The following is a 23,847-nucleotide window of genomic DNA, read 5'->3' as shown; positions in this document are numbered from 1 at the left end:
TCGCAGCAGGCGCCAGGGCCCGGCTTCACCCGATGCCAGGCGACAACCGACACAGGTAAGGCACAAGCATGGCCGTCGTAACCATGAAACAGCTGCTTGACAGCGGCACCCACTTCGGGCACCAGACCCGTCGCTGGAATCCCAAGATGAAGCGGTTCATCTTCACCGACCGCAACGGCATCTACATCATCGATCTGCAGCAGACGCTGACCTTCATCGACCAGGCGTACGAGTTCGTCAAGGAAACCGTCGCCCACGGCGGCAGTGTGCTGTTCGTCGGCACCAAGAAGCAGGCGCAGGAATCGGTTGCGGCCGAAGCGACCCGCGTCGGAATGCCGTACGTGAACCAGCGCTGGTTGGGTGGCATGCTCACCAACTTCTCCACCGTGCACAAGCGCCTGCAGCGCCTCAAGGAGCTCGAGGCGATGGAGCAGACCGGTGGCTTCGAGGGCCGCACCAAGAAGGAAATCTTGATGCTGACCCGCGAGAAGAACAAGCTCGAGCGCAGCCTCGGCGGTATCCGCGACATGGCCAAGGTGCCGTCGGCCATCTGGGTCGTCGACACCAACAAGGAGCATCTCGCGGTCGCGGAGGCCCGTAAGCTCAACATCCCGATCATCGCGATCCTGGATACCAACTGCGACCCCGACGAGGTCGACTACCCGATTCCGGGCAACGACGACGCGATCCGTTCGGCCGCGTTGCTGACCAAGGTCATCGCCTCCGCCGTCGCGGAGGGGCTGCAGGCCCGCGCGGGCGTCGGCCGCGGCGACGGAAAGCCCGAGGTCGAGGCCGCCGAACCGCTGCCCGAATGGGAGCAGGAACTGCTGGCCTCCGCCGCCGCCACCGGCGCCCCCACCGACGCCGCTGCGGGCACGCCCGAATCAACCCCTGACCCCTCATAGGAAGGCTGACCATTGGCGAACTTCACCGCTGCCGACGTCAAGCGGCTTCGGGAACTCACCGGCGCCGGCATGCTCGACTGCAAGAACGCGTTGGCCGAGAGCGACGGAGACTTCGACAAGGCGGTCGAGGCGCTCCGGATCAAGGGCGCCAAGGACGTCGGTAAGCGTGCCGAGCGGGCGACGGCCGAAGGTCTGGTCGCCACCCAGGGCGGCGCGCTCATCGAGCTGAACAGCGAGACCGACTTCGTCGCCAAGAACGCGGAGTTCCAGGCGCTGGCCGACCAGATCGTGGCCGCGGCCGTGTCGTCGAAGGCCACGGACGTCGACGGCCTCAACGCCGCCGGTATCGGTGACAAGACCGTCGAGCAGGCGATCGCCGAGTTGTCGGCCAAGATCGGCGAGAAGTTGGAGTTGCGCCGGGTCGCGAACTTCGACGGCACCGTCGAGGCCTACCTGCACCGGCGGGCGGCCGACCTGCCCCCGGCGGTGGGCGTGCTCGTCGAGTACCAGGGCTCGGACACCGACGCCGCGCACGCCGTCGCGCTGCAGATCGCCGCGCTCAAGGCCCGCTACCTGTCCCGGGACGACGTGCCCGAGGACGTGGTGGCCAGCGAGCGCCGCATCGCCGAGGAAACCGCCAAAGCCGAGGGCAAGCCGGAGCAGGCCCTGCCCAAGATCGTTGAGGGCCGGTTGAATGGCTTCTTCAAGGACGCCGTGCTGCTCGAGCAGCCGTCGGTGTCCGACAGCAAGAAGACGGTCAAGGTGCTGCTCGACGACGCCGGCGTGACGGTGACGCGGTTCGTGCGTTTCGAGGTGGGTCAGGCCTAACGGCCTCCCCGCCGGCCAACAAGCCGGAAAACCTCCCGCCGCCCCCCGGGCGCGCGTTAGCGTCACTGCCATGCGGCACGTGCACGCTTTCGGCGACGACGCCCTCGGCGATCTCGACGCCGTCGGCCTCGCCGAGGCCATCCGATCGGGCCGGGTCGGTAGGGCCGAGGCGGTCGAGGCCGCGATCGCCCGCACCGAGGCCGTCGACCCGGCCCTAAACGGGTTGGCGTACGCGGGTTTTCAGCAAGCGCGGGCCGCCGCCGAGCAATCCGGCAAGGCCACCGGGGCAGGCGGCTACTTCTCGGGCGTCCCGACGTTCATCAAGGACAACGTCGACGTCGCGGGCCAGCCCACGATGCACGGCACCGACGCGTGGACGCGGTGGGATGCCGTCGCCGACAGCGTGTTCACCCGGCTGTACCTGGCCACCGGGTTGACCTCGTTGGGCAAGACGCAGCTGTCGGAATTCGGCTTCAGCGCGTCCGCCGAACACCCGCGGCTGGGTCCGGTCCGCAACCCGTGGGACACCGAATACAGCGCCGGCGCATCATCATCGGGATCGGGTGCGTTCGTCGCCGCCGGTGTGGTACCGATCGCGCACGCCAACGATGGCGGCGGCTCGATCCGCATCCCGGCCTCCTGCAATGGGCTCGTCGGGCTCAAACCGTCGCGCGGCCGGCTGCCCCTGGACCCGATGCTGCGCCGGTTGCCGGTGGGCGTCGTCGTCAACGGCGTGGTAACCCGTTCCGTGCGCGACACCGCGGCGTTCTACCGAGAGGCCGAGCGGAGCTCGCGCAACCGCAAGCTGGCTCCGGTCGGGGACGTCACCGGGCCCGGCCGGCAGCGGTTACGGATCGGGGTGCTGACCCGCTCGATACAGCGCGAGTGCAGTCCCGCCCTGCGGGAGCTGACGCTGAAGTCGGCCGGCCTGCTCGAGGAGCTGGGCCACCGCGTCGAACACATCGACAAGCCGCCGGCGGCAGCCAGTTTCGTCGACGATTTCGTGCTGTACTGGGGATTTTTGGCCCTGGCCCAGGTGCGCAGCGGACGACACATGTTCGGTGAGACGTTCGACCGCAGCAGGCTGGACTGCCTGACGCTGGGCCTTATGCGACACACCAGCCGCCACCTGCACCGTCTTCCGCTGGCGATCATGCGCTTGCGTGGGGCGCGCCGGCGCACCGCGCGGTTCTACGGCACCTACGACGCGGTGCTCACCCCGACGCTCGCCGACGAGACGCCACGCATCGGGGTGCTGGCGCCGACCGATTATCAGCAGGTCATCAACCGGCTGATCGAGTGGGTGTCGTTCACTCCGCTGCACAACGTGACCGGTGAGCCGGCGATCTCGCTGCCGTTGGCCCAGTCCGCCCACGGTATGCCGGTGGGCATGATGCTGTCGGCCGCCATGGGGCAGGAAGCGCTGCTGCTCGAACTGGCCTACGAGCTCGAAGAGGCGCGGCCGTGGGCGCGCATCCAGGCCGCGGCGTGATCGGGCCTGATGGCGGCGACCCGCTTCGTCCGGCTCAGTCGGATCCGAGTTTCTCGAGCATTCGTTTGAATTCGCGCTGCTGAGTGTTGGTGAGCTTGCTCAGGATCCGTGCGTCGGCGCCGCGGACCGCTCCCTCGGCGCGCTTGAGCAGGCCACGGCCCTGGCCGGTCAGGTTGGCCGGTAGCGCGCGGCCCGAGGACACCGACGAAGGCCGCGCCACCGCCCCGACGTCTTCCAGCTTGCGCAACACCGTGTTCATCGCCTGCGGGGTGACGCCTGCGTGGCGGGACAACTCGGCGCTCGACATTCCCGGGAATATCGAAAGAACGCGCAGGCAGACGAATTCGGGCAGGGTTAGGCCCAGCGGACCCAACACGGCGGAAACCTCTGGTCGCAGAACCGTTGCCACGCGGTACAGCAGGTAACCAAGCGGGGCGTCGTCCTGAATCATGTCAACCATGTTGACATACTTCGGCGGATCGACGCGGACATTTCCCGGGCCGTGATGGCCGGGTGCGCAACGGGGTAACCGGCCCGCGGTAACACGTTTCCTGCACCGCTTGTGTTCGCGAAACCCCATGACGTGGCTGCTGACGAGTACGCCGGGCCCGGGGCCGCCGAGCGAGACGGGCCAAACGTGTTTTGCTGCTTGCCGCTCGGCCTTCGGATAGTCGGCTCAAGGCATCGTCGTCGACCGTTTGTAGGCCGTTCGGGTGGGTAGACAGCCACAATGGCCGGTCTGCTGGGGCGACTGTGGCTCAAAGCGTGGCATAAGGTGCTGTCCTCGCCCCTCCTCACGCTCAACGGCTATGTCGCCTTTGACCTGCCGCGCACGGTAACCGGGTTGGGGGTGTCGCTGTTGATGGGCCTGGTGGCGGTGCATGTCTATCTGGTGGCCTCCACCCGGCCGAGTGTGCCGCTGTATTTCTGGGTGTACGTCGCCGTGCTGATCGCCGCCTGCCTGGGCGCGGGGGCCGCAATGGTGTTTGCCGTGAAACCCGTTGTGCCGCAAGCTGGCTGGTATTTCGGCAGCTTCGTCTGCGCGGCCTTCTTGGTGATCTATCTGGGCAGCCGGTTTGCCGGACTGCCCGGGCTGGTGGCGTTGACGGGACGGTGGGACCTGGCGCCCGGAACGTTAGCCATGGCGTTCGCCGGGGGCTTCATCGCCGTGCACACCACCGTCCTGTCCGGCATCAACGTGGCGTATCCGCAACGGCAGAACTGGCACGACTGAACGGTGACGACATGACAGTGCTCGACTATCCGGCGTGGCTGCGCATCGACCACTGGCTCAACGTCCTTTTTTTGACCCTGGTGATCCGCAGCGGCATCGAGATCTTGTCCACCCACCCGAAGTTGTACTGGCACGACGACAGCAAGCCGGGCAGCGAATGGGCGCGCTTCACGGTCAAGGAAATGCCGATCAACAAGCTCTACGACACCCTCGACGAGGAGGAGGACTACAACTCGCTGTTCTCGTTGCCCGGCCACAAGAAACTGGGCATGGGCCGGCACTGGCACTTCTTCTCGGTGATCGGCTGGATCCTCGTCGGGCTCTCGTATTACATCCTGCTGTTCGCCACCGGCCAATGGCACCGGTACTGGCCGGCCTCGTGGTCGATCTTCGATGAGGCGTGGAACGACATCGTCACCTACCTGAGCTTCAATCTGCCGCCGCTGCTGCCCGGCGAACCACTGGATGCCGTCCAGAAGCTGACCTACGCCGGCGTCATCTTCTTGTTGGCGCCGTTCCAGATCCTGACCGGCGCCGCCCAGTCACCGGCCATCGAGGCCGCGTTTCCCTGGTATGTGCGCATGTGGGGCGGCCGGCAATGGGCGCGGAGCCTGCACTTCCTCGGCCTGATCGCGTTTTTGGTCTTTATCGTCATCCACCTGTCGATGATCTTCTTCTGGAGTTGGGGCCAGCTCACCGCGACGATGATCTTCGGGTCCGTGCGCAACATCGGTTGGGCGACCGCCCTGTCCCTGGTGATCATCGCGGCCATCGTTGCCGTCCACGTCGCGGCGACGGTGTGGAGCCTGCGCCGGCCCGTTCAGGTTCGTCGCGTGCTGGGCGCCGTGGTCACCCGCGCCCGCAAAGTCCTGCTGCGGCCGCTGAATTCGCGGCAGCACTACCCCGAGCGGATGACCTCTACGGAACACCGGGTCAACGGCAAGCCGCCGACGAGCGCCGAGTACAAGGTGATGGCGGTGCACAACTTCGTCGATTGGCGTGTGCGGGTGGGCGGCCTGGTGGAAAACCCGGTGACGCTGGACCTGGACGCGTTGCGTTCCCTGGCCGGTCAGCAATCGCAGCGCGTGATGCACAACTGCGTGCAGGGCTGGACCAGCATCGGCCAGTGGAGCGGCGTTCCGCTGGCCCAACTCGCCGACTACGTGCGCCCGCTGCCGCAGGCGAAATACATTTGCTTTCTGACCATGCAGGACACCGGCCGCGACGAGCCCAGCGCGGAAGGCGAGGGCCAGTTCTACGAGGTGATCGACCTTGAACTCGCCTACAAGCCGCAGACGTTGCTGGCCTACGAGATGAACGGAAAGCCGCTGCCCATCAAGCACGGGGCGCCGTTGCGGTTGCGGGTGGAGACCCAGGTCGGTTTCAAGATGGCGAAGTGGATCAACCAGATCGAGTTCATCGACGACTACTCCGGCATCGGCCACGGTCTGGGTGGATGGCGCGAGGACAACGTGCACTACGACAAGGACGTGGAGATCTGACATGGTGCAGGACGGGGTGCGGCCCGAGCTGATCGACCTGCAAAGCGTTGAGCGCGAAAGGGTTTTAAAGCTGGTGGCCGTCAAGGGCGGGCACTGCGCGGGCTGCGGCGCCAGGGATTTCGCCGTCGGGCACGCGCTGTATCTCGGGTTTCTGTTCCTCAACGAAGACGACGACGCCTTCATGGTGGCGTTGACGTGCCGCAACGCCGACTGCCCCGCGCCGCGGACCGGAATCGTGTTGGCGGCCAACGAATTTCTGACCGACTATCAAGACACCTCCGATCTCGAGGACATCGCGAGCCGCGCCAGGGCGAGACAGGCTAGCGCAACCTGGGGTGGCTCGGGCCATCGGTGAGCTGGGGCCGGGTGAGACCGAACCTCTCGATCAAACCCGACACGGAACGCAGGTCGTCGCACAGGGATTGGAACCGGCGTTGGCCGGCGTCGTCGAGCATGCCAACGCAGCTGTAATGCACCAGCCGCCGCAACCGCCCGGCGAGCGCCGCCCCCCAACGGATCCCGAAGTCGTAGATCTGGCCCTCGGGCACGTCGCCGAGCCGCGCGAGCTCTTTGAGCGCCGCGATCTGCTCGGCGAGTAGCTCGAAGTCGTCATCGATCCCGATCGGTTCGGGTTTGCGCGCTGTGGTGCTCATCTGCCCCCCATCACAGGTGTGGCTTCGCCACACTGATCACGTAGGGCTGGCCGCGCAAGGTCAGATAGACGCGTTTGGGGCCGATCGCCATCCCGGACAGCGGCGCCGAGGCGACGGGGCCCGACGGCAATCCCGCCCGGTAGTCGATCGTGCGGATCAGCGGGATGGTCCCGTTCGGGAAGCCGGTGAAGCTCGCCGTTTCCAGCACCGCCACATCGTGATCGGTGGCCGCGTAGATGCGCGTGTCGTCGGTGCCCAGGTAGCGGATCGGCGACGAGAGTCGCGTACGGGCCAACACTTCCAACCCCTCCTCGCCGTGGCGGGAGTCGATGGCCTCGAGCATGCTGTCGTCGTAACCGGCGACATAGCTGCGCTCCGCCGAGGCGCCGTCTCCCGCCGCGGCAGCAACCGCCATGCTCAACGAGCCTTGCTCCTCGGGCGGCGACGAAGGGCCTTCGTAATAGCGGATCCCCGATCGTCCATAGAGGTGGTAGTCGATCTCGCGCCCGCGGTTGGCGCCGATGATGCTGTCCGCGGGCTCCCCGGTGACCCTGGCCGTCGGCAGCTTGCGAAACCCGTACTGGTCCACCGGTGTCACCGACGAACCGTCCGCCGCCAGCGCCAGCAACACCCGCATGCCGGCGTCTTCGGCGAGATAGGAAGGTGCGGGGCCGGCGTCGAATTCACCGATCGGCCGCAGGGTCGCGATGTCGACGACGGCGACCTTACCGCGCTCCGGCTGCGGTACGAAGACGTGCCGGTCGTCCTTCTGGCTTATCTGCAGGTTGCGTCCGGAACCCATCGGCTCCGACAGCTGAGTATGGGCGGTCCCCGGTCCGGCGTACGTGATCGCGGCCAGCCGGTGATCGTCGGTGAGGCCCAGCAGCGCGTGGTCGTGATAGGACCACACCGGGTCATGCATGGTGGCGCCGACGGTCACCGCGCTGACCGCCGGGGCGCTCTCCAGTGAGGTTCCGGGCGCCGAACATCCCGCCACCGCCATGATTCCGGCGGCCGCCGCGCCCGACCACCGCCGTCGTCGCTTTCGCTGCTGATCGTTTCCGATGGCCACGATCGGTGCCATCCTTTCACCGTTTGCTCGTCCGGGCTGTACCCCGGTGAGCACCCCGTTACACCTGCCGATGGCTCCGGGATCGCCGTCTACGCAATCGGCCTACCGCCCGTGGCGGCCACCCGCGCCCCCGAGATGTAGCTCGCGTCATCGCGGGCCGGCAGCGCATAGATCGGCGCGCGTTCGGCGGGTGGGCCGATGATCGACGAGCCGGCGTGCATGGACGGCAGGGTCGGCTTGGCGAGGTAGAAATACGCGCCCACGTTGAGCCGGAAGGTGTAATCCCATTCCTCGTCGCTGATCTCGTCGAGGCTCTTGTGGATGTCCACACCGCCCAATTGCTGTACCGCCCCGTCCGCGACGGCGCGCCCGATGCCGCTGTCCCGCCGGTGACGATCGCCTTTTTGTCGAGGAGTTTTCGAGAACCCCGGTAAGTGCTTTCGCCGCTGTCGGGAATTGTGTGCATCTGGGGCTGGGTGCCCGGAACGGATTGTTGCTGCGCCGTAAAGGCCATGTGATTTCCTTTACCTGCTCGAAAGTTCGCCTTGCCATTCAGCATCGGGCACGGTTGAGCTGCTTGGAGTTGCCATGTCGCACCCGACCGGCCCCCCTTCGCGGATATCTCGGCCCGCGTGCCCCCGGCCCGCTGCGTGCCCGGGAACGCCTCAGCGCACCGACTACCCGGGGGCGCACGGCTTAATCGGGGTTGGCCGGCGTTAGTGGTGATGCAGATGTGATGAGTTGATGCCAAAGATGCCAGCCGCGAAAACAACCCCATTTCAGCAGCTAACGGACGGGGTATTGGCATGAAGCGGGGCGCGCATGTTTAAACCCCTGGCCGGATGGCTATTTTGCTGCATATATCTGCATGCCCTTACGGGGGGCGATTGTGCGTTATGAAAGGAATGGACAATGAAGGTCACCAAGACGGCCGTTAAGACAGCTGCCGCTGCCGGGATTGCGGCTGCCGGCGTTTTCGCGGCGGCACCGGCTTTTGCGTCGCCACCGCCCGACATTCAGGGATTCGGCACCAGCGAACAACTCGTGGATGGGGCCCTGATCACCAATTACACCGTGAGCAACCTGCAGCCCAGCAACGTCACCATCCCGGGCTACACGCCTAAGGGCACGCTCTACCAGGCGGACATCAGCGCCCGGTCGGATGCCGGGCTCGTCACCCCGATGGTCAACGACTTCATCGCCCGCGGACCCAATGGTCAGAACTACCGGGTGATCGACAAGGTCGGGACGCCGAACGGACTGAGCCCCGCCCCGATCCCGCAGGGCAGTGAGTCGACCGGCACGCTGTATTTCGACGTGACCGGCGCACCCCCGAACGGCGTCGTCTACAACGACGGAATGCAAGACATCCTGATCTGGACGTCGAACATGGAGGGCGGCTCGGCGCCAGGTGCGGCGAACAGCCCCGCGCCGGGTGCGGCGAACAGCCCCGCGCCGGGTGCGGCGAACAGCCCCGCGCCGGGTGCGGCGAACAGCCCCGCGCCCGGTGCGCCTCCTGAGCCGGCAACCACCACCTGATCCGGCCGTAAAAACTCCCCGCACCCCCGAATGGTGCGGGGAGTTTTTCCTAGGCGGGGAATTGTGCGTGCCGGAACGGGGTATCCGGCATTCATGAGTAACCCGGACCACAGGCCGGCGGACGTGCGCGAACAAGCGCAACGGAACGCCGAACAAGCACGCGCGGCGATGGAGGAGCGGCGCAGCGGACACAGCGGCGGCCTGAGCGGATGGGTCGCCGAGCGCGCCGGCCGATGGGATCTCTCCGGCCAGGACGAGGCCACTTTACAGCGACAGAAGTATCTGTGGAATGTGCTGGTGGACTACTGGTTTCGGATGGAGATCGACGGTTGGGAGAACGTTCCGGAATCACCGCCGGCGCTGTTGGTCGGGATCCATTCCGGGGCCCCGTTCGTCTGGGACGCCTGGACGGTCGGTCTGCAATGGTGGCGACGGTTCGGGCAAGACCGCACCCTGCACGGCACGGCCCATGACGCGTTGATGGCAATCCCGTTGTTCGGGCGCTACTTCCGGTCGATGGGCGTGCTCCCGGCCGCTCCGGACGCGATCGCCACCGCCTTGGCCGAAGGGCGTGACGTGGCGCTGTGGCCCGGCGGGGAAGTGGACTCGCTGCGCCCGTGGACCGAGCGCGATCGTGCCAACCTCGCCGGGCGGACGGGCTTCGTCAAGATGGCGATCCGGGCCGGGGTGCCGATCGTGCCCATCGCCACCGTCGGCGGGGCCGATGCGATGCCGGTGCTGATCCGCGGCGACCGACTGTCAAAAGTCTTGCGACTGGACCGTTTACTGCGGCTCAAGGTGTTCCCCCTGGCGATCTCGCTGCCGTGGGGGATCGCGCCGGCGGCGCTTCCACAGCTGCCGCTGCCGGCAAAGATCAGGACACGCTTCATGCCCGCGGTAGAACTCGACCACGATCCCGCGCGGGTGGAGGACGAGGAATACGTCGACCGCAAATATCACGAGGTGCAAGGTTCCATCCAGGAGGGCATGGATGCGCTCGCGCGCAAGCGCGCATTCCCGCTCTTCGGGTGACCATCGGCGAAAAAGGTTGCGGCCGTGACTATTAGGGTTCCTACTGATTCGATCGCAAAAGGGTTGTCGAACCCGGCGTCAGCGTCAGATCAGCGACGAGCCATTCCGGTTGCGGCGGCGTCGCCGCGAGGTAGCCGACTCCACGGATGGTGCCGACCATGAAGTCGTGGCGGGCTCCGAGCTTGGCGCGCAGGCGTCGAATGTGCACGTCGACGGTACGGACCCGACCGTTGCCGTCATAGCCCCACGCCTCCTGCATCAGGCGGGTCCGCGTGAATGCCTGACCGGCATGCAGCACAAGGAAGTTCAGCAATTTGAACTCGGTGAGCGTCAGGCCCAGGTCATGGCCGTCCAGCGAGGCGGTGAAGCTGGCCGGGTGCAGGAGAAGGTCGCCGAATTTCAGTGTGCCGTCGACGGTGCCACGGCGCCGGCCGACCGCCAGCCGCAACCGTGCCCGCAGCTCTTCCGCGCCGGTGCCGGGGAGCATCACATCGTCGAAATTGCAGTCCACGTCGACCGCCGCACAATCCTCCGGCGCGACTAGGGCCACCACCGCGGTAGCGGGGTTGTCGGCCGCCAGCCGATGGCTGACCACCTGGGCCGCAGCCAGGTTGCTGCGCGCATCGATGATCGCCACGTCGGCAGCGGCGCAATGTCCGTCGGTGTGCGCGCTCAATGCCGCGCGCACGGGCAGGGCAAACGTGGCCAAATCCGGTAGGGCCGATTCGAAATCAGCCTCATCGGTGAGCACCACAATGTCCAACGACATGTCCAACGACATCTCCAAACCTCGTGAGGTCCCTGCGTCCCCCCCGGTCCGTAGGCGCCTCGCGCGAGATGTCTGACAGCGCTACGCCTGAATACCCACTCGACTGGAAACTATGCCAAGCTATGCCAACTCAGGCCACCGCGGCCGCTGGAGAAAGTCGATGGGCCCGGCCCATTTTCACGGACCGGACCCATCTTTCCCAGCGGGCTTACTGGTTGGACTTCTGGCGCTCCTCGGCCGCCTTGGCGCCGCCGCGTGCGGCTTCTGCCTCGGCTTCCTTCTTCGCCGCGTCGCGTTGCGCTTCGGCCTTGTCCTGCTGCGCCTGACCCTCACGCGTGAGGTCATCGCGACCGGCCACCGCGCCTACGGCCTCCTTGGCCTTACCCTTGACGTCCTCGACGACGCCCTTCACCGCTTCTGCGGGTCCCGACTTGTTTTCTTCCGCCATGGATCCATTCCTCCTCGTTGGCGTACTTTGAGCGATCCACGCTCAACGACGATCGCAAGCGATCGATCCGGTCATACGGCGAGGCCGGTCCTTATTGCTTAAGACCGCATATGTCGCCGCGTTGTAGCGGATTCCCATGCCGCCCGTGGCTCAAACGCCGCGCCCGACGGCGAAATAATCCGGTACCTGGAGGCTCGAAAATCGCTCCGGCACGCCAACTGTGCGCATAATGCACCCCGCCGATGCCGCAGTGTGCTGCGATGAGGCAGGATGTGAAATGCCGTTCCGGATGAGATCGCCCGGGATGGCACTCTCATGCGAGGAGTCTGATGACGGAGTCCAGGGAGCCCCACGTCGCCGGCCCGGCGGCTCCGAGGCAGGAGCCGACGAATGGACTGGCGTCCGGCCAGCCGCTGACCCGGGCCAGGTATTCGCGAGTGCTGCTCAAGCTTGGCGGCGAGATGTTCGGCGGCGGCCAGGTCGGTTTGGATCCCGACGTCGTGGCACAGGTGGCGCAACAGATCGCCGAGGTGGTCCGCGGCGGCGTCCAGGTCGCCGTCGTGATCGGCGGCGGCAACTTCTTCCGGGGCGCGCAGCTTCAGCAGCGCGGCATGGAACGCACCCGTTCGGACTACATGGGCATGCTGGGCACGGTGATGAACAGCCTCGCGCTGCAAGACTTCCTGGAGAAGGAAGGAATCGTCACCCGCGTCCAGACCGCGATCACCATGGGCCAGGTGGCCGAGCCCTATCTGCCCCTGCGCGCGGTGCGCCACCTGGAAAAGGGGCGGGTAGTGATCTTCGGCGCCGGCATGGGACTGCCGTACTTCTCCACCGACACCACCGCCGCGCAGCGCGCTTTGGAGATCGGCGCTGAGGTGGTGTTGATGGCAAAGGCCGTCGATGGCGTCTTCTCCGCGGATCCGCGGCAGTATCCCGAGGCCGAATTGATCACCGCGATCAGTCATCGTGAGGTCATCGACCGCGGGCTACGAGTGGCCGATGCCACCGCCTTCAGCCTGTGCATGGACAATGGCATGCCGATCCTGGTGTTCAACCTACTGACCAATGGCAATATCGCCCGTGCGGTCGCTGGTGAGAAGATCGGGACTCTGGTCACCACCTGAGGGGAAGGCGGCGCACATGATCCGCGCTGGCGACGGTGCAGGGCACGAGAGCGATGAGGAGGAGCGGCGCAAATGATCGACGAGGCTCTCTTCGACGCGGAAGAGAAAATGGAGAAGGCCGTCGGGGTTGCCCGTGACGACTTGTCGACCATCCGAACCGGGCGCGCCAACCCGGGCATGTTCTCCCGGATCGTGATCGACTACTACGGCTCCAGCACCCCCATCACCCAACTGGCCAGCATCAACGTGCCCGAGGCGCGCCTGGTGGTGATCAAGCCCTACGAGGCCAGCCAGGTGGGCGCGATCGAGACGGCGATTCGCAACTCCGACCTGGGTGTGAACCCCACCAACGACGGCACCCTGATTCGGGTGGCGGTGCCGCAGCTCACCGAGGAACGCCGGCGGGAGTTGGTCAAACAGGCCAAGAGCAAGGGGGAGGACGCCAAGGTCTCGGTGCGCAACATCCGCCGCAAGGCGATGGAGGAGCTGCACCGCATCCGCAAGGACGGTGAGGCCGGCGAGGACGAGGTCGGCCGGGCCGAAAAGGATCTGGACAAGACCACGCATCAGTACACCACCCAGATCGAAGAGTTGGTCAAGCACAAAGAAGGCGAACTGCTGGAGGTCTAGCGACCGCTCAGCAGCCAAGTTCATTCAGCCCAGTGGCCACCTCAGATCCCGGCGCAGGCACCCCGCCCGACGAGCCGGAGTCCGCCTCCAACGAGGCGATGGAGCAGCCGGGCAAGAAGACCTCGCGGGCCGGACGCGACCTGCGGGCCGCGATCGCGGTCGGCGCCGGAATCGGCGGCGTCCTCGTCGTGACGCTGGTGTATGCGCCGCGCTACTGGGTTGCCATCGTGGCGCTCGCCATCCTGGTGGCGACCCACGAAGTGGTTCGGCGATTGCGCGAAGCCGGATACGTCATCCCCGTCATCCCGCTGCTCGTCGGCGGCCAGGTCACCGTCTGGCTGACCTGGCCGTTCCACGCCGCCGGCGCGCTGGCGGGCTTCGGCGCGACCGTGGTGGTCTGCAACGTGTGGCGGCTGTTCATGCGGGAGAACACCAAACGGCCGGAGCCGTTCGACGGCTCTTCGTCGGCAAACTACCTCAGGGACGCCTCGGCCACCGTTTTCCTGGCCGCCTGGGTGCCGCTATTCGCTTCTTTCGGAGTGCTGCTGGTTTTCCCGCACGACGGTGCCGGACGGGTGTTCTGCCTGATGATCACCGTCGTCGCCTCCGACACTGGCGGGTATGCCGTGGGAGCGCTCTTCGGCAAGCACCCGATGGTCCCGGCGATCAGCCCCAAGAAGTCCTGGGAGGGATTCGCCGGATCTATGGTGTTGGGGGTCACCGCGGCGATCCTGACCGCGACTTTCCTGGCGGGCAAACCCCCGTGGATAGGTGCGCTCCTTGGCGTTGTCCTGGTGGTGACCTGCACGCTGGGTGATCTGGTGGAGTCGCAGGTCAAGCGCGACCTCGGCATCAAGGACATGGGGCGGCTGCTGCCCGGGCACGGCGGGCTGATGGACCGGCTCGACGGCGTCCTGCCCTCGGCGGTCGCGGCCTGGATCGTGTTGACACTCGTTCCCTAGGTTGGTCCGACGGGAGGCGATACTGGATAGGTCATGGTCCAACAATTGGTTTTCTCCGAGCCGCGCCCCGGCAAGCCGCCGCGGCATCTGGCCGATCTCGACGCGGACGGTCGCGCGTCCGCCGTCGCGGAGCTGGGCTTGCCCGCGTTTCGGGCCAAGCAGCTGGCGCATCAGTACTATGGCCGCCTGATCGCCGACCCGCGGCAGATGACCGACCTTCCGGCGGGTCTGCGCGACGCGATCGCCGACACGATGTTCCCGATTCTGCTCACTGCGGCCTCCGAGGTGGCCTGTGATGCCGGCCAGACTCGAAAGACGTTGTGGCGGGCCCTCGATGGGGTCACCGTGGAGTCGGTGTTGATGCGCTATCCGCAACGCAACACGGTGTGCATCTCGTCGCAGGCCGGCTGCGGCATGGCGTGTCCGTTCTGCGCGACCGGTCAGGGCGGGTTGAGCCGCAACCTGTCGACGGCCGAGATCCTCGAGCAGGTGCGCGCCGGCGCCGCGGCGCTGCGCGACGACTTCGGCGATCGGCTGTCCAATGTGGTCTTCATGGGCATGGGGGAGCCGTTGGCGAACTACGCCAGGGTGGTGGCCGCGGTGCGCCGCATCATCGCCGCGCCGCCCCACGGTTTCGGCATTTCGGCCCGTTCGGTGACGGTGTCGACGGTCGGCCTGGCCCCCGCGATCCGCAAACTCGCCGACGAGGGGCTCGCGGTGACGCTGGCGCTGTCGCTGCACGCGCCCGACGACGAACTGCGCGACACGCTGGTGCCGGTCAACAACCGGTGGAAGATCGCCGAGGCCCTTGACGCCGCACGGTATTACGCCGACGTCACCGGCCGGCGGGTGTCGGTGGAATACGCGTTGATCCGTGACGTCAACGACCAGCCTTGGCGCGCAGACCTTTTGGGACAGCGGCTGCGTCGCGCGCTCGGACCGTTGGTGCACGTGAACCTGATTCCCCTCAACCCGACGCCGGGCAGTGAGTGGGACGCCAGCCCCAAGGCGGTCGAGCGGGAGTTCGTCCGGCGGGTCCGCGCCAAGGGGGTCTCCTGCACGGTGCGCGACACGCGCGGCCGGGAGATCAGCGCCGCCTGCGGACAGCTGGCCGCCGAAGGCGGGTAGCTGGAGCGCGGGCGTTTCGGCACCGCTGCGGACAGCTGGCCGCCGAAGGCGGGTAGCTGGAGCGCGGGCGTTTCGGCACCGCTGCGGACAGCTGGCCGCCGAAGGCGGGTAGCCCGATGAACCGCACGGTGCGCTGTCCCGTCGAGTAGGGCATAACTCCGCCAAATCGAGGTGTGCCATGAGTATTCGCTTGTCAGCCCTGAACACAGCGTTTGCCGCAGTGTTGGTCGCCGCGACGGTGATCGTCGGCGTGGGCAGCGCAGCGCGCGCGCTGGCCGCCGACGACCGACTGCAATTCACCGCGACGACCCTGAGTGGTGCGCCGTTCAACGGCGCCAGTTTGCAGGGGAAGCCAGCGGTGCTGTGGTTCTGGGCGCCGTTCTGCCCGTTCTGCAACGCCGAGGCCCCGGGCGTCAGCCGGGTCGCTGCCGCCAACCCGGGCGTCACCTTCGTCGGCGTCGCCGCGCGCTCGGACGTGGGTGCGATGCAGAACTTCGTCTCCAAGTACAACCTGAACTTCACCAACCTCAACGACGCCGACGGCTCCATTTGGGCGCGCTACAACGTCCCCTGGCAGCCCGCCTACGTGTTCTACCGTGCGGACGGCAGCTCGACGTTTGTCAACAACCCGACGTCGGCGATGCCGGAGCAGGAGCTCTCCGACCGCGTCTCAGCCCTGAGGTCCTGACTTGGCAGACCAGGGTCTGGTCGGCCTGTCCTTCGCGGCCGGGTTGGTGGCCGCGCTGAACCCGTGTGGGTTCGCCATGCTGCCCGCCTATCTACTGCTGGTGGTGCGCGGCCGGCGGCCCGGCGAACGCTCGGGGGTGTCATCGGCTGTGGCCGCCGCCGGGCGCGCGGTGGCGGCCACCGTGGGGATGGCGCTGGGCTTCCTGACGGTGTTCGGCGTGTTCGGCGCGCTGACCGTATCGGCGGCCGCGACCGTTCAGCGGTTCCTGCCGTACGCCACCGTGGTCGTCGGCGTGGTGCTGATCGCACTCGGGGTGTGGCTGCTGTCGGGCCGGGCGCTATCCGCCCTGACCCCGCGGCCGCTGGGCCCGCACTGGGCCCCCACCGCGCGGCTGGGCTCCATGTACGGCTACGGCATCAGCTACGCGATCGCCTCGCTGTCGTGCACCATCGGACCGTTTCTGGCCGTCACCGCCGCCGGCCTGCGCGGGGGATCGGTCGTCACCGGTGTGGCGATCTACCTCGCCTACTGCGCGGGGCTGACCCTGGTCGTCGGTGTGCTCGCCGTCACCGCGGCGACGGCGAGCTCGGCGATGGTGGACCGGTTGCGCCGATTCCTGCCCTTCGTCAACCGGGTCGGTGGCGCGCTGCTGGTGCTGGTGGGGCTGTACGTGGCCTATTACGGCAGCTACGAGGTGCGCCTGTTCGGCGCGGACGGCAACCCGCAGGACGCGGTGATCATCGCGGCCGGGCGCCTGCAGGGCGCGGTGGCGGGCTGGGTGCATCAGCACGGAATATGGCCGTGGGCGATGGCCGTGCTCGCGTTAGCGGTCGCCGTGGTCGGCAGCGCCTGGCGTCGCCGGGCGCGACGCTAGGGCAACCGGGGTGGTACTTACCTGATCCAGCCGCGCCGGCGGCCCCACAGGTCGCGGATCAGGACGACGAGAGCCAGCGCCGCGAACACGATCAGGAACCAGTCCTCGACATGGCCGACGTGGTTGCCGCGCAGCATCGCCAGCAACATTCCGAAGACGCCCAGGCCGATAATATGCCAGGTCCGGTGATTGATTCGGCTCCAACCCCACGCTGCCGACGGCACCTCGACGGTGTCGACGCCGGTGAAGTGCTCCACCTCGGTACTGGCCACGGCGAATCCCTTTCGGATCGGATCGGCTTGACGAACCCAAATTCTGGCACAACCCGGCGCCGGGCTCGCAGGCATGGCCGCATCATGGCCCCGGTCGGTGCCGGGCGGCACAATGAATGGGTGACCATCCCGACGACCGACGGGCGAACCCCGGGCCGCCTGCGCGTGCTGGTGCTGGGCAGTACCGGCTCGATCGGCACGCAGGCGCTGGACGTGATAGCGGCCCATCCGGACCGCTTCGAAGTGGTCGGCCTGGCCGCCGGCGGCGCGAACCTGGACACGCTGTTGCATCAGCGCGCCGCCACCGGTGTGACCAACATCGCGGTCGCGGACGAACGAGCGGCACAGCGGGCCGGTGACATCCCGTTCCACGGACCCGAAGCGGTGACCCGCCTGGTCCAGGAGACCGAGGCCGACGTCGTCCTCAATGCGCTGGTGGGGGCGCTGGGCCTGCGGCCAACACTGGCCGCGCTGGAGTCGGGCGCCCGGCTGGCGCTGGCCAACAAGGAATCGTTGATCGCCGGTGGTCCGCTGGTGCTCAGGGCGGCCAGGCCCGGCCAGATCGTGCCGGTCGACTCCGAACATTCGGCCCTGGCTCAGTGCCTGCGCGGTGGAACCCCCGACGAAGTCGCGAAGCTGGTACTGACCGCCTCCGGCGGCCCGTTTCGCGGCTGGACGGCGGCCCAGCTCCAGGACGTCACCCCCGAGCAGGCGGGTGTGCACCCGACGTGGTCGATGGGCCCGATGAACACGCTGAACTCGGCCTCGCTGGTCAACAAGGGCCTCGAGCTCATCGAGACCCACCTGCTGTTCGGCCTCCCCTATGACCGGATCGAGGTGGTCGTGCACCCCCAGTCGATTGTTCATTCGATGGTCACCTTCGTCGACGGCTCGACCCTCGCCCAGGCCAGCCCGCCGGACATGAAGCTGCCGATTTCGCTGGCCCTGGGCTGGCCGCACCGGGTACCCGGCGCGGCCGCCTGCTGCGACTTCAGCACCGCGTCTAGCTGGGAATTCGAGCCGCTGGACAGCGACGTTTTCCCCGCCGTCGAGTTGGCCCGGCATGCGGGTCAGACCGGGGGCTGCATGACCGCCGTCTACAACGCCGCCAACGAGGAGGCGGCCGAGGCGTTCCTGGCGGGCCGGATCGGATTCCCCGTCATTGTCAAAACCATCGCCGACGTGCTGCACGCCGCCGACCAATGGGCCGTCTCACCCGCTAACGTGGATGAGGTACTAGACGCGCAGCGCTGGGCACGGGAGCGGGCGCAGCGCGCTGTCGCACGAGCACGGCCCGCCAAATTGTCGGTCAGAGCCTCCGGAGTGGTGTGAGAAAGGTCCACGCAGCCTAATGATGTTCGTCATCGGCATTGTGCTGTTCGCACTGGCCATCCTGATCTCGGTGGCCCTGCACGAGTGCGGTCATATGTGGGTTGCGCGCGCCACCGGCATGAAGGTGCGCCGCTACTTCGTCGGCTTCGGCCCCACGCTGTGGTCGACCCGGCGCGGTGAAACGGAGTACGGCCTCAAAGCCGTGCCGCTGGGCGGCTTCTGCGACATCGCCGGCATGACCTCGGTCGAGGAGCTGACGGCCGACGAGGCCGACCGCGCCATGTTCAAGCAGGCGGCCTGGAAGCGGATCGCGGTGCTGTTCGCCGGCCCCGCGGCGAACTTCATCATCTGCCTGGTGCTGCTCTACGGCATCGCGCTGATCTGGGGGCTGCCGGACCTGCACCCCCCAACCCAGGCGGTCGTCGGTGAAACCGCTTGTGTGGCACCGGAAGTGGCTCCGGGTAAGATCGCGGACTGCACCGGGCCGGGGCCGGCGGCGCTGGCCGGGATCCGCCCCGGCGACGTGATCGTCAAAGTTGGGAACACCCCGGTGTCGACCTTCGAGGAGATGGCCGCCGCCATCCGCAAGGTGCACGGCAATGTGCCGATCGTCGCCGAGCGCGACGGCACCGCCATCACCGCCTATGTCGATGTCACGCCCACCCAGCGCTACCTGAGCAATGGGGCTAAGGGGCAGGGCGGTCAACCCCAGGCCTCGACGGTCGGCGCGATCGGCGTCGGCGCCGCCCGAGTCGGCCCGACGCAGTACGGGGTGTTCTCCGCGATCCCGGGCAGCCTGGTCTTTGCCGGTGACCTGACGGTCGAGGTGGGCAAGGCGCTTGTCACGATCCCGACCAAGGTGGGCGCGCTGATGCACGCCATCAGCGGCGGTCAGCGCGACCCGCAGACGCCGATGAGCGTGGTTGGGGCCAGCATCATCGGCGGCGACACCGTCGACCACGGACTGTGGGTGGCGTTCTGGTTCTTCCTGGCCCAGCTGAACCTGATCCTGGGGGCGATCAACCTGGTGCCGCTGCTGCCCTTCGATGGCGGGCACATCGCCATCGCGATGTTCGAAAAGGTCCGCAACCTGATCCGGTCGGCCCGGGGCATGGTCGCGGCCGCTCCGGTGAACTACCTCAAACTCATGCCCGCGACGTACGTCGTGCTGGTGTTCGTGGTCGGCTACATGCTGCTGACCGTGACCGCCGATCTGGTCAACCCGATCCGACTCTTCCAGTGACCAACGAACCGAAGGAATCAACACAGTGACCATTGGCCTGGGCATGCCGGACGCCCCGGCACTCACGCTTGCACCCCGGCGTCAAACGCGCCAACTGATGGTGCGCGACGTCGGGGTGGGCAGCGACCATCCGATTTCGGTGCAGTCGATGTGCACCACCAAGACCCATGACGTCGACACCACACTGCAGCAGATCGCCGAGCTGACCGCGGCCGGCTGTGACATCGTCCGGGTGGCCTGCCCGCGTCAAGAGGACGCCGACGCGCTGGCCGAGATCGCCCGGCACAGCCAGATCCCGGTGATCGCCGACATCCACTTCCAGCCGAAGTACATCTTCGCCGCCATCGACGCGGGATGTGCCGCGGTGCGGGTGAACCCGGGCAACATCAAGGAATTCGACGGCCGCGTCGGCGAGGTCGCCAAGGCCGCCGGTGCCGCCGGCGTTCCGATCCGCATCGGCGTCAACGCCGGATCGTTGGACAAGCGGTTCATGCAGAAGTACGGCAAAGCCACCCCCGAGGCGCTGGTCGAGTCCGCGCTGTGGGAAGCCTCGTTGTTCGAGGAGCACGGCTTCGGCGACATCAAGATCAGCGTCAAGCACAACGACCCGGTGGTGATGGTCGCCGCGTACGAGCAACTGGCGCAGCAGTGCGACTACCCGTTGCACCTCGGCGTCACCGAGGCCGGTCCCGCGTTCCAGGGCACCATCAAGTCCGCGGTCGCCTTCGGCGCGCTGCTGTCCCGCGGGATCGGCGACACCATCCGGGTGTCGCTGTCGGCGCCACCGGTCGAGGAAGTCAAGGTCGGCAACCAGATCCTCGAGTCGCTGAACCTGCGGCCGCGTGGGCTCGAGATCGTGTCGTGCCCGTCGTGCGGTCGCGCGCAGGTCGACGTCTACACCCTGGCCAACGCCGTCTCCGCGGGCTTGGAGGGTCTCGACGTCCCGCTGCGGGTCGCCGTGATGGGCTGCGTCGTCAACGGTCCGGGGGAGGCCCGCGAGGCCGACCTCGGCGTCGCATCGGGAAATGGCAAGGGACAGATCTTCGTTCGCGGCGAAGTGATCAAGACCGTGCCCGAATCCCAGATCGTCGAGACGTTGATCGAGGAGGCCATGCGGCTCGCCGCTGAAATGGGTGCAGAGGTCAGCGGCGATCACGGACCGGACACAACATCGAGCGGTTCGCCGGTTGTGACCGTAAGCTGATAAAGGCCAGCGCCCTGCACTGGCCCTGAGTTCGCACCACAGAGAGTTCGCCACATGTCGGCTCCGCCCCTGTTCCGCCTAGTCGGCGAGCGACGGGTGTCCGTGGTGCGTGATGCGGCCGCGGTCTGGCGGGTGTTCGAGGACGATCCCGTCGCATCGTGCATGGTCGCGGCCCGCGTGGCCGACCACGGCATCGATCCCAATTCGATCGGCGGAGAACTGTGGACGCTGCGGGGGGCCGACGAGTCGCTGTGCTTCGCCGGCGCCAACCTGATCCCGCTGCGCGGCGCGCCGGCCGATCTGAGCGCGTTTGCCGACGAGGCGATGCGCGGGACGCGGCGCTGCTCGTCACTGGTCGGCAGGGCCGACCTGGTGATGCCGATGTGGGAGCGGCTCGAGGCGGCGTGGGGTCCGGCCCGCGACGTCCGCGACCACCAGCCGCTGCTGGCGTTGTCCACCTACCCGAGCTGTGACCTCGACACCGCGGTGCGCCAAGTCCGGCCCGAGGAGCTCGACGCCTACCTGGTGGCGGCGGTGGACATGTTCATCGGCGAAGTGGGCGTGGACCCGCGGATCGGGGACGGTGGTCGCGGGTACCGGCGACGGGTGGCCAGCCTCATCACGGCGGGTCGCGCCTGGGCGCGGTTCGACCATGGCCAGGTCGTCTTCAAAGCCGAGGTGGGCTCGCAGTCCCCGAGCGTGGGCCAAATCCAGGGTGTGTGGGTACACCCGGAGTGGCGCGGGCTGGGCCTGGGCACCGCCGGCACCGCCACGGTCGCCGCGGTGATCGTCGGTACCGGGCGGACCGCCAGCCTCTACGTCAACAACTTCAATGCGGTGGCGCGCGCCGCCTACGCCCGCGTCGGCTTCGCCGAGATCGGCACCTTTGCGACGGTGCTGCTCGACTAACTGTCGAGAACTTCGCGGGTGTAACCGGGCTGCGATTTTTGCCGGGCTTTTTCGCCGCGCCGTTACGCCCGCGGACGGTGCGGCCCCGCCGCGAATGCGGCATAACGGTGCGGTCTCGGTGTGGCGGCGCCGCTGTTCACGCCGCAGCTCATAACATCAGCACCGATGGTAACTAGAACAACAGCGGCCTCATCCGTTTCAGGCCTGCTGCTCGTGGCGGTCATCGCGCTGTCGGGGTGCACGCCTCGGCCCGATGGCCCGGGGCCGGCCGCGGAGAAGTTCTTCCGCGCGCTGGCCGTCGGCGACACCGCGACGGCCGCTCAGCTCAGCGACAGCCCCAACGACGCCCGTGAAGCGCTCAACGCGGCCTGGTCCGGCCTGCAGGCAACCCACCTCGACGCGCAGGTCCTCAACGCCAAGTACGCCGAGGACACCGGCACGGTCGGCTATCGCTTCGCCTGGCACCTGCCCAAAAACCGGATCTGGAGCTATGACGGCCAGCTGAAGATGGCGCGCGACGAGGGGCGCTGGCGGGTGCGGTGGAGCACCAGCGCGCTGCACGCCAAACTGGGCGAGCACCAAACGTTCGCGCTGCGCGCGGATCGGCCGCGGCGCGCCTCGGTGAACGAACTCGGCGGCAGCGACGTGCTGGTGCCGGGCTACCTGTACCACTACACGCTGGACGCCACCCAGGCTGGACCCGCGCTGATCGGCACCGCGCACGCGGTGGTCGACGTGCTGCGCCCCTTCAACGGTGCGCTCAATGACCCGCAGCTGCTCGCCGAGCAGGCCAGTTCGACGCCCCATCCGGTGGACCTGGGGGTGACGCTGCACCCCGACGACAACGACAAGGTCTTCCCGGCGATCGGCCGACTGCCCGGCATCGTGGTCACCCCCCAGCCCGAAATGCTGCCCACCGACCCGCGTTTCGCGCCCGCGGTCGTCTCGGCGGTGAAGAACGCCGTGGTGGACCAACTCGACGGCGAGGCCGGCTGGCGGGTGGTGAGCGTCAACCAGAACGGCGTCGAGGTCGAAGTGCTGCACGAGGTCGAAGGCTCACCGGCGCCGTCGGTGTCGCTCACCGTGGACCGGGCGGTGCAAAACGCCGCTCAGCATGCGGTGGACACCCGCGGCGGCAAGGCGATGATCGTGGTGATCAAGCCGTCGACCGGAGAGATCCTCGCGATCGCGCAAAACGCCGGCGCCGACGCCGACGGCCTGCCGGCCACCACCGGGCTGTTCCCGCCCGGGTCGACGTTCAAGATGGTCACCGCGGGGGCGGCCGTCGAACGTGACATGGCGACCCCCAACACCATGCTCGGCTGCCCGGGCCGTCTCGACATCGGGCACCGCACCATCCCCAACTACGGCGGCTTCGATCTCGGGGTGGTGCCGATGTCGCGGGCGTTCGCCAGCTCGTGCAACACCACCTTCGCCGAGCTCAGCAGCAAGATGCCGCCGCGCGGCCTGACCCAGGCGGCCTCCCGCTACGGGATCGGGCTGGACTATCAAATCGATGGCATCACCACGGTGACCGGGTCGGTGCCGCCGACGGTGGACCTCGCCGAGCGGACCGAGGACGGCTTCGGCCAGGGCAAGGTGCTGGCCAGTCCGTTCGGTATGGCCCTGGTGGCGGCGACGGTGGCCGCCGGCAAGACGCCCGTGCCGCAACTGATCGCGGGCCGGCAGACGGCCGTCCAGGGCGACACCACGCCGATCAGCCCGAAGATGATCGACGCGCTGCGGCCCATGATGCGGCTGGTGGTGACCAACGGGACCGCCAAGGAGATCGCCGGCTGCGGCGAGGTGTACGGGAAGACCGGTGAGGCCGAGTTTCCCGGTGGGTCGCATTCCTGGTTCGCCGGCTACCGCGGCGATCTGGCGTTCGCGGCGCTGATCGTCGGGGGTGGTAGCTCCGAATACGCCGTCCGGATGACCAAGGTCATGCTCGAATCGCTGCCGCCCGACTTTCTGGCCTAGTCCGATGGTGGCGACCCGCTGCGC

General features: G+C 67.5%; 25 protein-coding genes and 1 pseudogene. 19 read left to right on the top strand and 7 right to left on the bottom strand.

What is annotated here, in order from left to right; all coding sequences use genetic code 11:
• Positions 1-68 precede the first annotated feature (68 nt).
• The 3 genes from rpsB to EPN51_RS17645 all read left to right on the top strand — a co-directional run bounded on the left by rpsB (position 69) and on the right by EPN51_RS17645 (position 3,225).
• The gene (gene rpsB, locus EPN51_RS17655) at positions 69-905 is read left to right on the top strand and encodes a 30S ribosomal protein S2 (protein WP_293044872.1); all 837 of its coding nucleotides are present in this window, start codon (positions 69-71) and stop codon (positions 903-905) included.
• Between the two features lie 12 nt (positions 906-917).
• Positions 918-1,733, top strand: a complete 816-nt coding sequence (gene tsf / locus EPN51_RS17650) for a translation elongation factor Ts (RefSeq protein WP_293044871.1) — start codon at positions 918-920, stop codon at positions 1,731-1,733.
• Between the two features lie 70 nt (positions 1,734-1,803).
• A complete protein-coding gene (locus EPN51_RS17645; protein WP_293044870.1) occupies positions 1,804-3,225 on the top strand; it encodes an amidase in 1,422 nt (473 codons plus the stop codon).
• A gap of 34 nt (positions 3,226-3,259) precedes the next feature.
• On the opposite strand, the gene EPN51_RS17640 is transcribed toward EPN51_RS17645, so the two are convergent.
• Entirely contained in the window at positions 3,260-3,676 is a 417-nt protein-coding gene (locus EPN51_RS17640) for a MarR family transcriptional regulator (RefSeq protein WP_293044868.1), read from the bottom strand.
• 279 nt (positions 3,677-3,955) lie between these two features.
• Here EPN51_RS17640 and EPN51_RS17635 point away from each other — a divergent pair, with 279 nt between their 5' ends.
• Genes EPN51_RS17635 through EPN51_RS17625 form a run of 3 tightly spaced genes read left to right on the top strand, consistent with a single transcriptional unit; the run spans position 3,956 to position 6,316 of the window.
• Positions 3,956-4,459, top strand: a complete 504-nt coding sequence (locus tag EPN51_RS17635; RefSeq protein WP_293044866.1) for an oxidoreductase — start codon at positions 3,956-3,958, stop codon at positions 4,457-4,459.
• An 11-nt stretch (positions 4,460-4,470) separates the two neighbouring features.
• Positions 4,471-5,961 carry a molybdopterin-dependent oxidoreductase gene (locus EPN51_RS17630; protein ID WP_293044864.1) on the top strand — a complete coding sequence of 497 codons (1,491 nt, stop codon included), beginning with the start codon at positions 4,471-4,473 and terminating at the stop codon, positions 5,959-5,961.
• 1 nt (position 5,962) lies between these two features.
• Positions 5,963-6,316, top strand: a complete 354-nt coding sequence (locus tag EPN51_RS17625; RefSeq protein WP_293044862.1) for a hypothetical protein — start codon at positions 5,963-5,965, stop codon at positions 6,314-6,316.
• On the opposite strand, the gene EPN51_RS17620 is transcribed toward EPN51_RS17625, so the two are convergent.
• From EPN51_RS17620 to EPN51_RS17610, 3 genes and pseudogenes are all read right to left on the bottom strand, one after another.
• Positions 6,282-6,614, bottom strand: coding sequence for a hypothetical protein (locus tag EPN51_RS17620; RefSeq protein WP_293044860.1), 333 nt, complete (start codon positions 6,612-6,614; stop codon positions 6,282-6,284). The two genes, EPN51_RS17625 and EPN51_RS17620, sit on opposite strands and share 35 nt — an antisense overlap.
• A gap of 10 nt (positions 6,615-6,624) precedes the next feature.
• On the bottom strand, positions 6,625-7,698 hold the full coding sequence (locus tag EPN51_RS17615; RefSeq protein ID WP_293044858.1) for a hypothetical protein: 1,074 nt from the start codon (positions 7,696-7,698) through the stop codon (positions 6,625-6,627).
• A gap of 77 nt (positions 7,699-7,775) precedes the next feature.
• Positions 7,776-8,200: pseudogene (locus EPN51_RS17610) on the bottom strand (hypothetical protein).
• 398 nt (positions 8,201-8,598) lie between these two features.
• Here EPN51_RS17610 and EPN51_RS17605 point away from each other — a divergent pair.
• On the top strand, positions 8,599-9,225 hold the full coding sequence (locus EPN51_RS17605; RefSeq protein ID WP_293044856.1) for an MPT63 family protein: 627 nt from the start codon (positions 8,599-8,601) through the stop codon (positions 9,223-9,225).
• Positions 9,226-9,318: 93 nt separating this feature from the next.
• Positions 9,319-10,257 carry a lysophospholipid acyltransferase family protein gene (locus EPN51_RS17600; RefSeq protein WP_293044854.1) on the top strand — a complete coding sequence of 313 codons (939 nt, stop codon included), beginning with the start codon at positions 9,319-9,321 and terminating at the stop codon, positions 10,255-10,257.
• 40 nt (positions 10,258-10,297) lie between these two features.
• Here EPN51_RS17600 and EPN51_RS17595 read toward each other — a convergent pair whose 3' ends face one another.
• Positions 10,298-11,026 carry a response regulator transcription factor gene (locus tag EPN51_RS17595; RefSeq protein WP_293044880.1) on the bottom strand — a complete coding sequence of 243 codons (729 nt, stop codon included), beginning with the start codon at positions 11,024-11,026 and terminating at the stop codon, positions 10,298-10,300.
• A 208-nt stretch (positions 11,027-11,234) separates the two neighbouring features.
• The gene (locus EPN51_RS17590; protein ID WP_067254701.1) at positions 11,235-11,474 is read right to left on the bottom strand and encodes a general stress protein CsbD; all 240 of its coding nucleotides are present in this window, start codon (positions 11,472-11,474) and stop codon (positions 11,235-11,237) included.
• A 329-nt stretch (positions 11,475-11,803) separates the two neighbouring features.
• Here EPN51_RS17590 and pyrH point away from each other — a divergent pair, with 329 nt between their 5' ends.
• The 6 genes from pyrH to EPN51_RS17560 all read left to right on the top strand — a co-directional run bounded on the left by pyrH (position 11,804) and on the right by EPN51_RS17560 (position 16,883).
• The gene (gene pyrH / locus EPN51_RS17585; protein ID WP_293044851.1) at positions 11,804-12,601 is read left to right on the top strand and encodes a UMP kinase; all 798 of its coding nucleotides are present in this window, start codon (positions 11,804-11,806) and stop codon (positions 12,599-12,601) included.
• 72 nt (positions 12,602-12,673) lie between these two features.
• Complete coding sequence (gene frr, locus EPN51_RS17580; RefSeq protein WP_293044849.1) at positions 12,674-13,231, top strand: ribosome recycling factor; 558 nt, start codon at positions 12,674-12,676, stop codon at positions 13,229-13,231.
• Between the two features lie 32 nt (positions 13,232-13,263).
• The gene (locus EPN51_RS17575) at positions 13,264-14,193 is read left to right on the top strand and encodes a phosphatidate cytidylyltransferase (protein ID WP_293044847.1); all 930 of its coding nucleotides are present in this window, start codon (positions 13,264-13,266) and stop codon (positions 14,191-14,193) included.
• 33 nt (positions 14,194-14,226) lie between these two features.
• On the top strand, positions 14,227-15,321 hold the full coding sequence (gene rlmN / locus EPN51_RS17570; protein ID WP_293044845.1) for a 23S rRNA (adenine(2503)-C(2))-methyltransferase RlmN: 1,095 nt from the start codon (positions 14,227-14,229) through the stop codon (positions 15,319-15,321).
• A gap of 178 nt (positions 15,322-15,499) precedes the next feature.
• On the top strand, positions 15,500-16,009 hold the full coding sequence (locus tag EPN51_RS17565) for a protein disulfide oxidoreductase (protein ID WP_293044843.1): 510 nt from the start codon (positions 15,500-15,502) through the stop codon (positions 16,007-16,009).
• 1 nt (position 16,010) lies between these two features.
• The gene (locus EPN51_RS17560; RefSeq protein ID WP_293044841.1) at positions 16,011-16,883 is read left to right on the top strand and encodes a cytochrome c biogenesis CcdA family protein; all 873 of its coding nucleotides are present in this window, start codon (positions 16,011-16,013) and stop codon (positions 16,881-16,883) included.
• 17 nt (positions 16,884-16,900) lie between these two features.
• Here the strand turns inward: EPN51_RS17560 and EPN51_RS17555 are convergent, their stop codons facing one another.
• On the bottom strand, positions 16,901-17,155 hold the full coding sequence (locus EPN51_RS17555; RefSeq protein WP_293044839.1) for a DUF2631 domain-containing protein: 255 nt from the start codon (positions 17,153-17,155) through the stop codon (positions 16,901-16,903).
• Between the two features lie 84 nt (positions 17,156-17,239).
• Between EPN51_RS17555 and dxr the strand changes: the two genes are divergently transcribed.
• The 5 genes from dxr to EPN51_RS17530 all read left to right on the top strand — a co-directional run bounded on the left by dxr (position 17,240) and on the right by EPN51_RS17530 (position 23,823).
• Complete coding sequence (dxr, locus tag EPN51_RS17550) at positions 17,240-18,487, top strand: 1-deoxy-D-xylulose-5-phosphate reductoisomerase (RefSeq protein WP_293044837.1); 1,248 nt, start codon at positions 17,240-17,242, stop codon at positions 18,485-18,487.
• A gap of 19 nt (positions 18,488-18,506) precedes the next feature.
• Entirely contained in the window at positions 18,507-19,730 is a 1,224-nt protein-coding gene (locus EPN51_RS17545) for a M50 family metallopeptidase (RefSeq protein ID WP_293044835.1), read from the top strand.
• A gap of 25 nt (positions 19,731-19,755) precedes the next feature.
• Positions 19,756-20,934, top strand: coding sequence for a flavodoxin-dependent (E)-4-hydroxy-3-methylbut-2-enyl-diphosphate synthase (gene ispG, locus EPN51_RS17540; RefSeq protein WP_293044833.1), 1,179 nt, complete (start codon positions 19,756-19,758; stop codon positions 20,932-20,934).
• Between the two features lie 54 nt (positions 20,935-20,988).
• Complete coding sequence (locus EPN51_RS17535) at positions 20,989-21,843, top strand: GNAT family N-acetyltransferase (protein WP_293044831.1); 855 nt, start codon at positions 20,989-20,991, stop codon at positions 21,841-21,843.
• A gap of 165 nt (positions 21,844-22,008) precedes the next feature.
• A complete protein-coding gene (locus EPN51_RS17530) occupies positions 22,009-23,823 on the top strand; it encodes a penicillin-binding transpeptidase domain-containing protein (RefSeq protein ID WP_293044829.1) in 1,815 nt (604 codons plus the stop codon).
• The last annotated feature ends 24 nt before the right edge of the window (positions 23,824-23,847 follow it).

This window comes from Mycobacterium sp., assembly GCF_004298145.1.
Classification (GTDB): domain Bacteria; phylum Actinomycetota; class Actinomycetes; order Mycobacteriales; family Mycobacteriaceae; genus Mycobacterium.
Note: the sequence above shows the minus strand (reverse complement) of the source record. Positions and strands in the feature narration are given on the sequence as shown.

Excerpts from the sequence above, each read along its gene's own strand:
- rpsB (WP_293044872.1), top strand. The coding sequence starts at position 69 with ATGGCCGTCGTAACCATGAAACAGCTGCTTGACAGCGGCACCCACTTC.
- frr (WP_293044849.1), top strand. The coding sequence starts at position 12,674 with ATGATCGACGAGGCTCTCTTCGACGCGGAAGAGAAAATGGAGAAGGCC.
- EPN51_RS17620 (WP_293044860.1), bottom strand. The coding sequence starts at position 6,614 with ATGAGCACCACAGCGCGCAAACCCGAACCGATCGGGATCGATGACGAC.
- EPN51_RS17615 (WP_293044858.1), bottom strand. The coding sequence starts at position 7,698 with ATGGCACCGATCGTGGCCATCGGAAACGATCAGCAGCGAAAGCGACGA.
- EPN51_RS17600 (WP_293044854.1), top strand. The coding sequence starts at position 9,319 with ATGAGTAACCCGGACCACAGGCCGGCGGACGTGCGCGAACAAGCGCAA.
- EPN51_RS17595 (WP_293044880.1), bottom strand. The coding sequence starts at position 11,026 with ATGTCGTTGGACATTGTGGTGCTCACCGATGAGGCTGATTTCGAATCG.
- EPN51_RS17630 (WP_293044864.1), top strand. The coding sequence starts at position 4,471 with ATGACAGTGCTCGACTATCCGGCGTGGCTGCGCATCGACCACTGGCTC.
- EPN51_RS17545 (WP_293044835.1), top strand. The coding sequence starts at position 18,507 with ATGATGTTCGTCATCGGCATTGTGCTGTTCGCACTGGCCATCCTGATC.
- EPN51_RS17625 (WP_293044862.1), top strand. The coding sequence starts at position 5,963 with ATGGTGCAGGACGGGGTGCGGCCCGAGCTGATCGACCTGCAAAGCGTT.
- EPN51_RS17535 (WP_293044831.1), top strand. The coding sequence starts at position 20,989 with ATGTCGGCTCCGCCCCTGTTCCGCCTAGTCGGCGAGCGACGGGTGTCC.
- EPN51_RS17530 (WP_293044829.1), top strand. The coding sequence starts at position 22,009 with ATGGTAACTAGAACAACAGCGGCCTCATCCGTTTCAGGCCTGCTGCTC.
- EPN51_RS17645 (WP_293044870.1), top strand. The coding sequence starts at position 1,804 with ATGCGGCACGTGCACGCTTTCGGCGACGACGCCCTCGGCGATCTCGAC.
- dxr (WP_293044837.1), top strand. The coding sequence starts at position 17,240 with ATGGCCCCGGTCGGTGCCGGGCGGCACAATGAATGGGTGACCATCCCG.
- EPN51_RS17605 (WP_293044856.1), top strand. The coding sequence starts at position 8,599 with ATGAAGGTCACCAAGACGGCCGTTAAGACAGCTGCCGCTGCCGGGATT.
- rlmN (WP_293044845.1), top strand. The coding sequence starts at position 14,227 with ATGGTCCAACAATTGGTTTTCTCCGAGCCGCGCCCCGGCAAGCCGCCG.
- EPN51_RS17565 (WP_293044843.1), top strand. The coding sequence starts at position 15,500 with ATGAGTATTCGCTTGTCAGCCCTGAACACAGCGTTTGCCGCAGTGTTG.
- pyrH (WP_293044851.1), top strand. The coding sequence starts at position 11,804 with ATGACGGAGTCCAGGGAGCCCCACGTCGCCGGCCCGGCGGCTCCGAGG.
- EPN51_RS17635 (WP_293044866.1), top strand. The coding sequence starts at position 3,956 with ATGGCCGGTCTGCTGGGGCGACTGTGGCTCAAAGCGTGGCATAAGGTG.
- EPN51_RS17640 (WP_293044868.1), bottom strand. The coding sequence starts at position 3,676 with ATGATTCAGGACGACGCCCCGCTTGGTTACCTGCTGTACCGCGTGGCA.
- EPN51_RS17590 (WP_067254701.1), bottom strand. The coding sequence starts at position 11,474 with ATGGCGGAAGAAAACAAGTCGGGACCCGCAGAAGCGGTGAAGGGCGTC.